This window comes from Carboxylicivirga sp. (assembly GCF_982718395.1).
The window spans coordinates 1-13,939 of sequence record NZ_CEXQWX010000032.1; the positions used below are offsets into that span (position 1 = coordinate 1).

At 37.5% G+C, this 13,939-nt stretch carries 12 protein-coding genes; 2 read left to right on the forward strand and 10 right to left on the reverse strand.

The genetic code is table 11. The features are described 5' to 3' along the window. The first annotated feature begins 114 nt into the window (after positions 1 to 114). The gene (locus AC4MRQ_RS08210; protein ID WP_491197180.1) at positions 115 to 1,377 is read left to right on the forward strand and encodes an arginine deiminase; all 1,263 of its coding nucleotides are present in this window, start codon (positions 115 to 117) and stop codon (positions 1,375 to 1,377) included. A 71-nt stretch (positions 1,378 to 1,448) separates the two neighbouring features. Here AC4MRQ_RS08210 and sucC read toward each other — a convergent pair whose 3' ends face one another. Further along, positions 1,449 to 2,639: an ADP-forming succinate--CoA ligase subunit beta gene (sucC, locus tag AC4MRQ_RS08215; protein WP_491197181.1), complete on the reverse strand. Its 1,191-nt coding sequence runs from the start codon at positions 2,637 to 2,639 to the stop codon at positions 1,449 to 1,451. 97 nt (positions 2,640 to 2,736) lie between these two features. Between sucC and AC4MRQ_RS08220 the strand changes: the two genes are divergently transcribed. Continuing rightward, positions 2,737 to 3,264, forward strand: a complete 528-nt coding sequence (locus AC4MRQ_RS08220) for an RNA methyltransferase (RefSeq protein ID WP_491197182.1) — start codon at positions 2,737 to 2,739, stop codon at positions 3,262 to 3,264. Between the two features lie 73 nt (positions 3,265 to 3,337). On the opposite strand, the gene AC4MRQ_RS08225 is transcribed toward AC4MRQ_RS08220, so the two are convergent. The 9 genes from AC4MRQ_RS08225 to prfA form a co-directional block, all read right to left on the reverse strand. Beyond that, positions 3,338 to 5,062, reverse strand: coding sequence for a tetratricopeptide repeat protein (locus AC4MRQ_RS08225; RefSeq protein ID WP_491197183.1), 1,725 nt, complete (start codon positions 5,060 to 5,062; stop codon positions 3,338 to 3,340). Positions 5,063 to 5,356: 294 nt separating this feature from the next. Then, a complete protein-coding gene (locus tag AC4MRQ_RS08230; protein WP_491197184.1) occupies positions 5,357 to 5,836 on the reverse strand; it encodes a hypothetical protein in 480 nt (159 codons plus the stop codon). Positions 5,837 to 5,938: 102 nt separating this feature from the next. Further along, complete coding sequence (gene pnp / locus AC4MRQ_RS08235) at positions 5,939 to 8,092, reverse strand: polyribonucleotide nucleotidyltransferase (protein WP_491197185.1); 2,154 nt, start codon at positions 8,090 to 8,092, stop codon at positions 5,939 to 5,941. A 212-nt stretch (positions 8,093 to 8,304) separates the two neighbouring features. Next, positions 8,305 to 8,574, reverse strand: coding sequence for a 30S ribosomal protein S15 (rpsO, locus tag AC4MRQ_RS08240; protein ID WP_491197186.1), 270 nt, complete (start codon positions 8,572 to 8,574; stop codon positions 8,305 to 8,307). A 143-nt stretch (positions 8,575 to 8,717) separates the two neighbouring features. Next, positions 8,718 to 9,305, reverse strand: a complete 588-nt coding sequence (locus AC4MRQ_RS08245) for a hypothetical protein (RefSeq protein ID WP_491197187.1) — start codon at positions 9,303 to 9,305, stop codon at positions 8,718 to 8,720. Positions 9,306 to 9,482: 177 nt separating this feature from the next. Beyond that, positions 9,483 to 10,538, reverse strand: a complete 1,056-nt coding sequence (locus AC4MRQ_RS08250; RefSeq protein ID WP_491197188.1) for a potassium channel family protein — start codon at positions 10,536 to 10,538, stop codon at positions 9,483 to 9,485. Beyond that, positions 10,526 to 11,797: a DUF2851 family protein gene (locus tag AC4MRQ_RS08255; protein ID WP_491197189.1), complete on the reverse strand. Its 1,272-nt coding sequence runs from the start codon at positions 11,795 to 11,797 to the stop codon at positions 10,526 to 10,528. Before AC4MRQ_RS08255 ends, AC4MRQ_RS08250 begins: the two co-directional genes overlap by 13 nt. A 123-nt stretch (positions 11,798 to 11,920) precedes the next feature. Continuing rightward, complete coding sequence (gene pyrF / locus AC4MRQ_RS08260; protein ID WP_491197190.1) at positions 11,921 to 12,748, reverse strand: orotidine-5'-phosphate decarboxylase; 828 nt, start codon at positions 12,746 to 12,748, stop codon at positions 11,921 to 11,923. Positions 12,749 to 12,806: 58 nt separating this feature from the next. After that, positions 12,807 to 13,892 (reverse strand): peptide chain release factor 1, encoded by a 1,086-nt coding sequence (prfA, locus tag AC4MRQ_RS08265; protein WP_491197191.1) that lies wholly within the window; start codon positions 13,890 to 13,892, stop codon positions 12,807 to 12,809. Positions 13,893 to 13,939: the final 47 nt, after the last annotated feature.

Consider the following 13,939-nt stretch of genomic DNA (forward strand, 5'->3'; position numbering starts at 1 on the left):
ATTACTCGCTAATAATAAAGAATTTAAAGAAGTGCGGTCAATCATTTTTTTAATTGCTTATGGTTTTTAAATTTGCGGCAAGAAGAAGAACCAAATTATTTAAACCAATTATCCATGATAAAGACCATCGATACAGGTGTATTTTCCGAGATCGGGGAACTGGAAGGTGTAATCTTACACACGCCGGGGAAGGAAGTGGAAAATATGACACCGTCTAATGCTGAACGCGCATTATACAGCGATATATTGAATTTATCTGTAGCAGTTGAGGAGTACAGGCAATTCAGTGGTGTACTAGATAAGGTGACGCAAACCTACCAGGTGAAGGATCTATTAGCCGAGATTTTAGAGCAACCCAAAATCAAACTGAGCCTTATAGAGAAAATATGCACCTATGAACAGGTATTAAACATTAAAGAAGATTTATTAGAGTTGCCGGCTCGTGAGTTAGCTCGTCAATTAATCGAAGGTGTAAGTCTTAAGACTGATTCTTTAACCACATTCTTATCGGATGATCGTTATTCACTGAGGCCATTGCATAATTTCTTTTTTACCCGCGATGCCAGTGTTACAATGTATGATAAGGTGTTGATATCGAAAATGGCCAATAAAGTTCGTGAACGTGAAGCGATTGTGATGGAGGCAATTTTCAATCATTCAGCTCGATTCAGAGCGCAAACGGTCAATCCATTGAATTTTTACAACGTTGGTGCAGAAACAATGATTGAGGGAGGTGATGTACAAATTGCGCGTGAGGATATATTGGTTATTGGAAATAGTACCCGAACATCATCGCAGGGGATTGATTTTATTGTTAATCAATTGAAGCAGAAAAAGGAACGTCATTATGTAGTGGTACAACAACTGCCTGATAAACCAGAGTCTTTTATTCATTTAGATATGGTGTTTACTTTCCTTGACAAGGATGCATGTATGGTTTATGAGCCTTTGATTATGAAGGATAGCAGATATAGTACCATTCTGATTACGGTTGATAACGGGGAAGTTGAGTCCATTCAGAAGAAAACAAACCTGGTGGAATGCCTTAAGGAACTGGGAATGGATATGAAACCGATTTTTTGTGGTGGATCAAGCGATATTTGGACGCAAGAGCGCGAGCAGTGGCACAGTGGAGCTAACTTCTTTGCCATGGGACCTGGAAAAGTGCTGGGTTATGCAAGGAATGTTTACACCATGGAAGAGATGAATAAAAATGGTTTTGAAATAATTAAGGCCAATGATGTTATTGAAGGTAAGGTAGAACTTACTGAATATGAAAAGTATGTAGTGACGATTGGTGGCTCTGAACTTTCACGTGGCGGCGGCGGGGCTCGTTGTATGAGTATGCCTGTACGGCGCAAACCTGTTAAGTGGTAGTGTGTAATTTCCAGATAAGAAAAGAGGGATTATCATCAGATAGTCCCTCTTGCTTTTATTGAAAGTCAAAGTTAATTAACAATTTTCTGAACCAAATCAGAGGCCTCTTTTAATGTGATGGCAGAGTATACTTTCAAACCTGATTCGTCGATTATCTTTTTACCACCTTCTGCATTAGTACCCTGAAGTCGAACAATAATCGGAATATTAATCTCACCGATATTCTTATAGGCTTCAACAACACCATTTGCAACCCGGTCACAACGTACAATTCCACCAAAAATATTGATCAGGATAGCCTTTACGTTTGGATCATCTAATATGATTTTCAATCCGGCCTCTACAGTTGTTGCATTGGCACCACCACCCACATCTAGGAAGTTAGCAGGCTCACCACCTGATAATTTGATAATATCCATGGTCGCCATTGCTAAACCAGCTCCATTTACCATACAACCAACATTTCCATCCAGTTTGACAAAGTTCAAATGACTCTTTGCAGCTTCTGTTTCAGCCGGATCTTCTTCTGATAGGTCACGCATGGCTGCATAATCCGGATGACGGAACAAGGCGTTATCGTCAAGATTTACTTTGGCATCTACAGCCAGAATTTTATCGTCCGATGTTTTAAGCACCGGATTGATTTCAAACATGGATGAATCAGTATTCACATAAGCTTCATATAAAGAGCTTACAAATTGAGTCATTTGTTTAAACGCTTTACCCGATAAACCAAGGTTAAAGGCAATTTTACGTGCCTGAAATCCTTGCAAGCCTATTCCTGGATCAACTTCTTCCTTATGGATCAGATAAGGCGTTTTTTCAGCAACTTCTTCAATGTCCATTCCTCCTTCTGTGGAATACATGATTATATTACGTCCCGTACTTCTGTTGAGAAGAACACTCATGTAAAATTCGTCAGTTTCACTTTCTCCGGGATAATAAACATCCTGTGCGATCAGAACCTTATTTACTTTTTTACCTGCAGGTCCTGTCTGGTGTGTGACCAGGTTCATTCCAATTATATCATTGGCTCTTTCTTTTACCTCTTCAAGCGATTTAGCCAATTTAACACCACCACCTTTTCCGCGACCGCCAGCATGAATTTGGGCTTTAACTACCCACCAGCTAGTTCCGGTTTCTTCTTGTAATTTTTTTGCGGCTTCCACCGCTGCATCTGGATTGTCGGTAACAATACCTTCCTGAATTGCTACACCAAATGATTTTAATATCTCCTTTCCTTGGTATTCGTGTATATTCATAATTAAAGGGATTTAGTAATCCTAAAAGGGTACGATTATTATTCGATTACATATAGAAACAGGAATAGTACTATTTTTGTTGTCAAAATTGCCAGTAATGAGAAAATTAAGAACAAGCGAACTGAATCGTTTAACGATAGATGAGTATAAGAACGTTGAGAAAATGCCCATTGTAGTGGTGTTGGATAATATAAGAAGTTTGAATAATGTTGGCTCTGTCTTCCGGACATCAGATGCACTAAAAATAGAAAAGATTGTGTTATGCGGCATTACAGCGACACCACCCAATAAAGAGATTCATAAGACAGCACTTGGAGCCGAAGATGCTGTTGAATGGCAATATTTTGAGGATACAATGGATGCTGTTAAGCATTTAAAATCTGAGGACTGGAAGATTTGTAGTCTGGAACAAGTGGAAAACAGCACATCTCTTCTTGATTTTAATCCTGTTATAGGAGAAAAGTATGCGATAATACTTGGCAATGAAGTGAAAGGAGTTCAACAAAAGGTAGTGAATGCAAGCAATGTTTGTATTGAAATACCACAATATGGGACCAAACATTCATTTAATGTTTCCGTTAGTGCGGGAATTGTATTGTGGGAGTTATTTAGGAAATTAAAGTAGAAGAATTATGGGAATGGTAAAAAGAAAGGGGTGAACATATTGTTCACCCCCTTTTTTATCAGGTAATTATTAATTACTGAACGATAGATTTGAAAGTTGCATCTTCGAAGAATTTAGCAAATTCCATATCCGTTGTAGCTGCAGCTTTGAATTTAGCATCTAGTTCACAAGCTTTACGTAAGCTATCGAACATCATGTCGTTTTCAGCAGTTCTTGCTCCAACAATTGCTTTTAAGTAGTATTTGAAACCTACTTCTTTAGTGTTAGCATTGATTGTTGATAATGCAGCGTCATATTTAGTAGCTAAGATTTTAGCAAGAGCAGCGTTACAGCTTGTATTATTACCGAAATAACGGATAGCAGCGTCGTAGTCACCTTTATGAATTGAAACAATACCTAAGTTGTTGTCTAATTCAGCACCAGCACCAGCAGCAGCTCCGAAATATTCTTCAGCTTTTGCAACATCACCTTCACGAAGAGCGATAACACCAAGGTTGTTGTTTACTTCAGCAACACCAGACTTTAAGCTGTTAGCTTTTTCAAAAGCAGCTTTAGCACCAGCTAAATCACCTTTAGTGTAAAGTGCACAACCGATATTATTTTGAGCTCTCCAGCACTTAGGGAAGTTAGCTGCAGCATCTTTGTAAATCTTTAATTGCTCATCAACATCTTCAGTTAATGTAGCAGCATAAAGAATTTCTTCAATGTTTAACTCACTTGGATTGTTAGCAGCAAATTCTTTGATTTCTTCATCGCTCTTACCAATTACTTCAGCATTGATAGACATTTTTGAACGACGTAATTTAGGAAGAATCTCTTCAGCAATTACACTGAAAGTTTCTGACATATTCTTGATTTCACGCTCACGTACTTCAGGATCGCTATACATTGAAAGAACACGTAAGATCAATTCTTTATCCTGAATGTTCGAAGCTTCCATTTGCTCTTTGAAACCTTCCCAGTCTTCTGGTGTGTTTTTCAAAGTGTACATAGCCTCATCAGTACCACCTTCAACTTTAGCTTTTTTCATTTCGCGAGCTAAGTAATCTTTAGCAACTTTTTCACGACGAGTAGCTAGTTTGCTGTTTAAGTCAGTTGGTCCATCAGGAGAAGCATATGCAGAAATGTCAATACCTTTGAAGTTGATATTTTCAGCAGCTTCAATCTCTTTCATATATTCTTTAAGAGCAGCAATGTCTTCTTTTCTTAACTCAGAACCACGAATATTTGATTGCTGGATTAAGAAGAATAAATCAGCAGCTTTAGATTCAGCAATGATTCTTTGGAAAGCATCCTCACCAATTGCAGACTGAGCACCTTGGTCAGCTACTAATTCAGAAGTAGAAATTACACCATCGGCAATTTTATAATCATCAAATTCTTTAATAGTACCTTTTTTAGTTGCCTTAATGCGAACAACCAAATCAGAAACTCTCATGTTCTCATTATAAGGAACAGAGTTGCTGTAAGTATAAGTTCCACCAGTTGCGTTAGAAATAACTTTGTCGTTACCATCAACATTTTCACCTTGAACACGGTATGATGGGAAAGCAGTTTCGCCTCCTTCATAAACTAATACAGGTGTAGCTTCAACACTTACATTTTTATCGAAGTATTTTTCAGGAAACTGTACAGTCACATCTAAGTTAACTTTACCAGCATGAGCTTCTAATACCGGAGGATTTACCGAATAACTAACGTCCTTAGCACCTTTGTTCATTTTGTCTAAACCAGAACAGCTAGCTAACAAAGCTGCTACAGCTAGAGATGCAATTAGAGAAATTCTAATTCTTTTCATAATGTTTACCCAATTATTTGTTTTGACTTTAATCTACAGTGTTTCCTGCAAAATTAAAAATGTTTTTAAAAAATTAAATATAGATAGGTCATTAATTGACACAATCAATCATTAAAGATAAATAAATAACAGTAAATATGAAGTTTATTCAAAAAAAACGCTGAATTAATCTTGAATAACCAAGTTGTCAGTTAATCATCTCAAAGAAGATTGAACGGTCAATGTAATTTGAATTCGGATTTATTTAGCTGATTTAGTTTCAAAATAATTATAAATTCTTAATTGTTGAGTTAGCTAATATAGCTGTTGATTTTTACGAAGCGTATTTTCTTTTAATTTACCAGAAATATATCCAAATATTAAGCCAACAGCCCAACCAATGCTTATTGTTCCTGCAATTGAGTTTTCGACGATGAAGTAACTATAAATAAATGCAATAAAAGTACCAATGGCCATGCCAATTGTCGTATAAGTTGAGGTTACTCTTCCCTTTACATGTTGTTGATGTCGAACCTTTAAATGCTTTTGAGCCTCATCAGCCCATTGCTCGAAACTTTTGCTCATTTTTATGTTTTGCTCGAATAAAGGTCGAATGTTATTCACAAAATCTTCACCTTGGCGTGAGTGCTTCAAACATTGTGGACATGATTCTTGCTGCTGATCCAGTGCATTCATTAAGCGAGGCAACACAGCAAGACTTACCGTTCTGATTTGTGCTTTTGGTATATCTTTTATTTGTTCGTTGAGTAAATCAAATGCTTCTTCATGCTTCATTGGTAACGAATCTAGTAATATAAACCGTAAATTATTAAAAAGTATGCAGACAACAAAAAGGCCATCCTGTTAAGATGGCCTTAAATGACTAGTTATGTTGCTTTAGTCTTTCTTTACTTTTGGTTTTTCTTTGCGCTCTGGCTTTGGTAAAAGAACCTTACGCGAAAGTTTTAGTTTACCGGAACGTTGATCAACTTCGATTAGCTTAACTTCTACTTCTTCTCCTTCTTTAAGTGCGTCTTCTACTTTTTCAAGTCGGCGCCACTCAATTTCAGAGATATGTAATAAACCATCTTTTCCGGGAAGTATTTCGACAAACGCTCCGAAAGGAACGATTGATTTTACTTTACCACGATAAACTTCTCCAACTTCAGGAACTGCAACTATTGCTTTCACTTTTGCAACTGCTGCATCAATAGAATCTTTGTTTGAGGCAGAAATAGCTACTTTACCCAAATCACCTTCTTCTTCGATTGTGATTACAGTATCGGTAGTAGCCTGAATTTCCTGAATAATTTTACCACCAGGACCGATAACAGAGCCAATCATGTCCTTAGGAATATCAAAGTTCACGATGCGAGGAGCATGTGGTTTATAGTCCTCACGAGGCTGAGTAATAGTCTCATCTAATTTATCAAGAATATGCATACGCCCATCTCTGGCCTGGTTTAACGCCTGTTCCAGAACCTCGTATGATAAACCATCAACCTTAATATCCATCTGAGTGGCTGTAATACCATCTCGGGTACCGGTCACTTTAAAGTCCATGTCACCTAAATGGTCTTCATCTCCTAAAATATCAGAGAGTACTGCAAACTTACCTGATTCTTTATCCGTAATCAGACCCATTGCAATACCTGAAACCGGCTTCTTAACAGGAACACCTGCATCCATTAAAGCTAAAATACCAGCGCATACAGTTGCCATAGATGACGAACCGTTTGATTCAAGGATATCTGAAACAATACGTACAGTATATTCATAATCCTCAGGTAGCATTCGTTTAAGGGCTCTGAATGCCAGGTTACCGTGACCAATTTCACGTCGGCTGATACCACGTGCTGGACGGGCGTCGCCAGTTGAGAATGGAGGGAAATTGTAGTGAAGTAAGAAGCGCTCATAGCTCTTATTCATTACATCATCCACAAGCTTCTCATCCAACTTGGTTCCAAGTGTAACAGTGGTTAATGATTGTGTTTCACCACGTGTAAAAACTGCAGAACCATGCGGTCCTGGTAAGTAATCTACTTCACTCCATATAGGTCGAATTTCATCTGTCTTACGACCATCTAAACGAAACTTTTCTTCAAGAACAACTTTACGAACAGCTTCTTTTTCAACGTCGTGGTAATATTTCTTAATTAAGGTTTCAGGAACTTCTTCTTCTGAATCTTCAGGGTAGTTTTCTGCTATAAATTCATCACAAATAGCACCGAAAGCATCAATGCGTTCGTGCTTGTTCGGATTAGCTGATTTTGCTACAGTATAGGCTTTATCATAAGTTGCTTCCCAAACTTTCTTCTCAAGTTCTTCATCATTTTCCTCGTGACAATACTCACGCTTTTCAGTCTTTCCAAGCGCTTCCATCATTTCCATCTGCGCCTGACACTGAACTTTAATCGCATCATGCGCCACTTTCATGGCTTCTAATAGCTCAGCTTCTGACACTTCTGACATTTCACCTTCTACCATCATAATGTTGTCCAAGGTAGCTGCTACAATAATGTCCATATCAGCACTTGCCAACTGTGTAGCTGTTGGGTTAACTAATAACTCACCATCAACACGGGCTACCCGTACTTCAGAGATAGGTCCATTAAAAGGTATATCAGATACGGCTAAACATGCAGAAGCTGCAAGTCCGGCTAATTGATCTGGTAATATTTCTTCATCAGCCGAAATCAGATTAACAGTCACAAATGTATCAGCATGATAATCGTCCGGGAACAATGGACGTAAAGCTCTGTCGATAAGACGTGAAACTAATATCTCATAATCAGATGGACGCGCTTCTCTTTTCTGAAATCCACCAGGGAAACGTCCAACAGCTGCGTATTTTTCTTTGTATTCAACAGTTAGCGGCATAAAATCTACATCTGGCTTTGCTTCTTTTGCAGAAACAACTGTCGCTAACAAATAGGTATTACCCATTTTTACAACTACCGATCCGTCAGCCTGTTTTGCTAACTTTCCTGTTTCAATGGTAATTGTTCTGCCATCACCCAGTTCAATAACTTTTTCAAATGGTTTAATCATGACAATTTTCTTAATCTTTTTTTATCCTTCTTTTATCACCGCCAAAGATATGATTTATACTTTGATTACTATAATAGTTGGAAGGGAATGTTTTGATTTACACTCAATAAATTAGGTGAGAATGGATTGAACATGAGGGCCTCTGAGGTGAGTGCAAAAAAAGAAGGCAATTATCTTTCTGATAATTGCCTCCTGAATAATTTCTTGATTGCTTACTTACGTAATTCAAGTTCAGCAATAATTTTACGATATCTTGTGATATCTTTTTTCTTTAAGTAGTCTAATAAGCTACGACGCTTACCTACTAGCTTAATCAATGCGTGTTGCGTGCTATAATCTTTGCGATTTGACTTTAAGTGTTCAGTCAAATGAGCAATACGGTATGAAAATAATGCAATCTGGCCTTCAGTAGAACCAGTATCAGAATTCGACTTCCCGTACTTCTCGAAGATTTCTTGCTTTTTCTCTTTAGTTAAGTACATGATACTTTATTTAAATATATTTTGCGAGCGCAAAGATAAGCAATAAATTTAGTGTGGCAAGCAAATGAAAATTAGTTTTTTACAGAAAAGGCAGATTAACGATCGCTAATCTGCCTTTTTTAATATTTTTCTTAGTCATTGGACTAGAAGCCACGCTCTTCAGCCATTTTTTGCATTTCCTGATTGAAAATCTCCTCAAACTTGGCTTTATCGTAATCAACTTGTAGCTTTTGGTTTTTAGACATCTTATTGCTGATACCATTTAAAATATCCTCTTTACTAACTTCAACAGCTACAAAACCTCTGTATTTTCCGTTTGGCAATACGCTTTTTTTCTGGCATGCCACCACCACATTTGAAATAGTTTCGTCAGCTACTTCACGTGTTAAATTCTCAAATTTTTGTTCGAATTCCGATGCATCACCAAATTCTCTTTCATTTACATAGCGGTCGGTTACAGATTTAGTATTTGAGCTAATCAAAGTTACCAGTCTTTGTTTCGCATTAAGAAGAGCTTTTTCTTCGGCAAGACTTAAATCAGAGCTGGTAGCCATTGCACTGGCGCGGAAGTAGTTTTTATCTGAACGACCAGCATCTTCGCATGGCATGTCTTCAAGGATGGTTCCGACCTCATTGTTTGTCGAAACTTTTTCTTTCGATTTACAGCTGTCTAAACCAGCTATTACAACCAAGGATAAAATAGCTATTCCAAAAAATCTTTTTGTATTCATAATTTATAAGTATTTGGGTTTCTAATTAAATATTACCGTCGAATGGCTATCAAAAAGCGAACCAAAAATACGGTTTGTAAATTTTAAATGTGTGTTTAAATTAAAGTGCTGTATACTTTAAAACTTCAAAAAAGGTTCGGACAGAATGCATAAAATAAATTAACGAAGGTTTTACAATCAGCTGCTTATTGCTGGTTGTGTGTCTGTTAAGATTGATTCAAATTGCTCTATTTGTCCAGGTGAACCTAGAACAAATAATTTATCTGCAGGCGTGATTTCAATATCAGGAGAAGGGTTAAATAAATAAGCTCCTTCAGCCGTTTTGATACCTACCAAATTTGCTCCTGATTTTTCACGAAGCCTTAATTCTCTTATCGTTTTTTTATAATTGGATACCGTTAGTTTATTGCAATCAATCTCCATTAATTGCACATCTTTCGAGCGTTGCAAAAGAATATACTCAACAAATTCAACCACATCGGGCTGTGTTACCAATTTAGCCATACGCTGACCACCGATTCGATCTGGCATTATAACGTTGGTTGCACCAGCTCTTCTTAGTTTAGTGTCTGATCTGAAGTCACTGGCACGACTAATGATCTTAATGGCAGGATTCATTTCGGCAGCAGTTAACACGACAAACATGTTGTCGGCGTCGTTTGGTAAAGCAGTAATAAGTGCCCGGGCCTTACGAATTTGTGCGGCATCCAGAACTTCCTCAGAACTGGCATCACCTTGTACGTATAATAGTTCCGGATCTTCCAATATCCGGGAAACAACATGATCACGCTTTTCGACAATTACAAACTGCTCGCCATGCTCTGCTAATTCAACACAAGCCTGGTAACCGTTTCTGCCAAATCCACAAACGATCACATGATCTTCTAGTTTTACAATCTTTTTTCTCAACTGATAAGCTTTATATGATTGATGTAATACCCCTTCAAAAATTATTCGGGTTACTTGTGTAATGACATAACCAAAAATTCCTAAACTAAAAATAATAAGAAAAACCGTAAAAATCTTTCCCGCATCTGTTAAAGGTATCACTTCCCGAAATCCAACAGTAGCCATTGTTATCACGGTCATATAAACAGCATCAACAAAACGGTAACCTTCGATAATCATAAAGCCGGCGGAGCCAATGGCGATGGTTAAAAACAATAATCCCCCTGCTGTAAGCAATGCCCTAATAGTGTCGTGATATACTGTGTTGTTTTCTACGTTTTGCATAAAACCTGATGACCAATATGACAGTTTAAACACTTCCTGTTATTGCAATAGATGTTCTTCAGATGTATGAGAGCTTGTGCCTGCGCTTCATTTTCTGAGATAACACCAATTTCAGCCCACTTATCAATGATATTATTCCTTTCTGTGGGCTGATGATAAAGATAGTAAATGATTTTTTCTTTTTGATCTTCCTGGTTGTGTTTTACTGCATAAATAAACAGGTAAGGGATGATCGTGTTATAAATTATTCGACTAAGTGATTGCTTACCAAGTGTTTTTTTTGATTCTTTTTTTGAAGAGATACCTAGCTGGTAATGAGATAGCCAATAGTTAGATGTGTCAATTGTTAAGTCGCTAAGAGGATTTGAGGATTTATCAAGTTTCAACAGATTATCAAACTGACCCTTTGTAACATGAATTAAGTTGGCTAATTGTGCAATTCGAATGGTTGGAAAATTAACCGGACGCAGTCGTAAGAATTTCCATAAATGACGATCAATATGTTTTAAGTTGTATTTAGTTTTCAGAAAATGGTATTCTTTCTGAAGTTCAATCGCATAATCATCAGTTTCTTTTAAAGGATTTAAGAAGCCTGACTGGCCAAACAGCAGAGCTTCGAGCTGAAATAAGTTATCAGCATGTTTTAATAGGATTTTAAGATCGGTTTGACGTGCCATCAGCTCAAAAGGTAAACCATTGAGACCAAACCCAAAACTTCGAGCTAATAAGATAAAAAAGACCTGATCCCAATTGTTTTTATTGCTTTCAAGCAACGAGTTAATAAGTTTGCTTTTATCTTCTAAGCGCTCAATCAATAACCTGTCCAACCATTGATTAAGCTCAAAGTGGTTGACTGCAGTAATAGTATGCTCACAAGCTACCCATTGTTTATTGGAATTCAGTTTTTGATATCGCTGCACGAATTCTTTGCTCATATGTAGTTTACAAACTGGTATTTTCCTGTTTTTCGAATTAAGTGTATCAGTAGATGTTTGATTAACAACGTGCAGAATAACATTGTCGTAAGCCGAATCAAGGTGGTGGTTGTGCTTATACCAATCGTTATCATTTAGATGAATCTCTACATTACCGGCCCAGAGTGTGCCATCAATTTTAATTTTGGCATTAAAGAAATCAGGGCCGCCATCGGTGTTCTTAATTCCCGGGTGGATGACTTCAATTGATTGTCCTTCAGATGATAAAAGTTCTGGCTGATAACTTTTGTGTTGCCAGGCGTATTGCAAAAGATCTTCGTTCATAGAGGTTTGGTTTTATCTATGAATGTAATTTTTATTAATAAAAGAGTCAAATAAAATGATCAAAGGCATTAAAAAACCCGAAGTATAATATACCCCGGGTTTCAATATTTTCTTGTGGAGAGTTTAAATTAAGCCATGTTCTTTTAATAGTTTCTCCATGTCCTTTTGCACTACGATGGCATTTTCTCGCGCTTTATCAGCGAAATCTTCGGCATCGCTGGCGTAAATAATGCCGCGACTTGAGTTAACTAATAAACCACACTTGCTATTCATACCATTTTTGGCAACTTCTTCAAGGCTTCCACCTTGTGCGCCTACACCAGGTACCAATAAAAAGTGATTTGGAATTAGTTTACGAATATCTGCCAGCATCTCAGCTTTAGTTGCGCCAACAACATACATCAGGTTTTCTTCTGTACCCCACTGAGCACTCGTTTTAATTACTTTCTCATATAGCTTTTCATCATTCTCTTCCATAAACTGGAAGTCGAATGCCCCTTTGTTCGAAGTTAAAGCTAAAAGAATTACCCACTTGTCAACATGTGTTAAGAATGGTTTAACCGAATCTTCACCCATATATGGAGCAACAGTTACCGAGTCGAACTCCATGTGATCAAAGAATGCCTTTGCGTACATGGCAGATGTATTACCAATGTCACCTCGCTTTGCATCTGCGATAATGAAAATATCAGGGTGGTTATATTTGATGTAGTTAACAGTTTTCTCTAAAGAATTCCAGCCGTTGACACCCAGACTTTCGTAGAAAGCCAAGTTCGGTTTATAGGCTACTGCTACATCATATGTCGCATCAATAATCTGCTTATTGAAAGCAAAAATAGGATCTGTCGTGTCTAATAAATGACGTGGAATTTTATTGATGTCGGTATCTAATCCAACACATAAAAAACTCTTTTTCTTTTTAATGTTTTCAAAAAGCTCTTGTGGTGTCATGTTTTCTAAGTATCAAGTATTAAGATTTACAGTTGTCTTCGGTCTTATGTCTAAAATTTTACATTTCGCTTGCTTTCAATCGTTCAGCATTTTCTTCAACAATAAGTTTGTCAATAATTTGCTGAATATCACCATCCATAACAGCTGGTAAATTATAAAGCGTTAAGTTGATGCGGTGATCAGTAACACGACCTTGTGGATAATTGTAAGTACGGATTTTTGCTGAGCGGTCTCCTGACGATACCATTGTTTTACGCTGAGATGAAATCTCATCCAGATATTTTTGATATTCCAGGTTGTAAAGACGCGTACGTAATTCTGCCATCGCTTTGTCAAGGTTCTTTAGCTGTGACTTCTGATCCTGACAAGTTACTACAATACCTGAAGGAATGTGTGTTAATCGAATAGCAGAATACGTTGTGTTAACAGACTGTCCACCAGGTCCAGATGCGCAGTAGGTGTCTTTACGGATGTCTTCTGTTTTTAATTCTATATCAAACTCTTCCGCTTCAGGAAGTACTGCAACTGTGGCGGCTGATGTGTGAACGCGGCCTTGTGTTTCGGTTTGCGGAACACGTTGTACACGGTGAACACCGGATTCGTATTTTAAGATACCATAAACCCCTGTACCAGTTACATTCATCACCACTTCCTTGAATCCACCTGAAGTTCCTTCGTTACTGTTGGTAATTTCAACGCGCCATCCTTTATCCTGACAATATTTGGTGTATAAACGAGCTAACTCACCGGCAAAAATACTGGCTTCATCACCACCTGTTCCAGCTCTGATTTCCAACACTGCATTTTTGCTATCCTGGGGATCCGCTGGGATTAAAAGTACTTTAATTTCTTCTTCCATTACAGGAAGCTTGGCTTCCAGATCGTCCAACTCAATCTTAGCCATCTCCTTCATTTCAGGATCTGTCTCATCTTTGAGCATCTCTTTGGTCGATTCGATATTGTTCAAGGTATTCTCAAATTCATTACGAACCGCTACAACTTTTTCAAGTTCGGAGTACTCTTTATTAAGCTTTACGTATCTTTTGGTGTCTGCAATCACTTCTGGGTTGGTAATCTGTTCAGATACTTCTAGAAAACGTAATCGAAGACCTTCCAGTTTTTCAAGTAAATCGTGTTGTGCCATATCTTAATTGTTGACAATCATTAAACAATGATAAGAGTATAACTCTC

Bases quoted from the DNA above. Each gene is read 5' to 3' on its own strand.
- pnp (WP_491197185.1), bottom strand. From the start codon at position 8,092: ATGATTAAACCATTTGAAAAAGTTATTGAACTGGGTGATGGCAGAACA.
- AC4MRQ_RS08245 (WP_491197187.1), bottom strand. From the start codon at position 9,305: ATGAATACAAAAAGATTTTTTGGAATAGCTATTTTATCCTTGGTTGTA.
- AC4MRQ_RS08220 (WP_491197182.1), top strand. From the start codon at position 2,737: ATGAGAAAATTAAGAACAAGCGAACTGAATCGTTTAACGATAGATGAG.
- AC4MRQ_RS08255 (WP_491197189.1), bottom strand. From the start codon at position 11,797: ATGAACGAAGATCTTTTGCAATACGCCTGGCAACACAAAAGTTATCAG.
- rpsO (WP_491197186.1), bottom strand. From the start codon at position 8,574: ATGTACTTAACTAAAGAGAAAAAGCAAGAAATCTTCGAGAAGTACGGG.
- sucC (WP_491197181.1), bottom strand. From the start codon at position 2,639: ATGAATATACACGAATACCAAGGAAAGGAGATATTAAAATCATTTGGT.
- AC4MRQ_RS08225 (WP_491197183.1), bottom strand. From the start codon at position 5,062: ATGAAAAGAATTAGAATTTCTCTAATTGCATCTCTAGCTGTAGCAGCT.
- prfA (WP_491197191.1), bottom strand. From the start codon at position 13,892: ATGGCACAACACGATTTACTTGAAAAACTGGAAGGTCTTCGATTACGT.
- AC4MRQ_RS08230 (WP_491197184.1), bottom strand. From the start codon at position 5,836: ATGAAGCATGAAGAAGCATTTGATTTACTCAACGAACAAATAAAAGAT.
- AC4MRQ_RS08250 (WP_491197188.1), bottom strand. From the start codon at position 10,538: ATGCAAAACGTAGAAAACAACACAGTATATCACGACACTATTAGGGCA.
- pyrF (WP_491197190.1), bottom strand. From the start codon at position 12,748: ATGACACCACAAGAGCTTTTTGAAAACATTAAAAAGAAAAAGAGTTTT.
- AC4MRQ_RS08210 (WP_491197180.1), top strand. From the start codon at position 115: ATGATAAAGACCATCGATACAGGTGTATTTTCCGAGATCGGGGAACTG.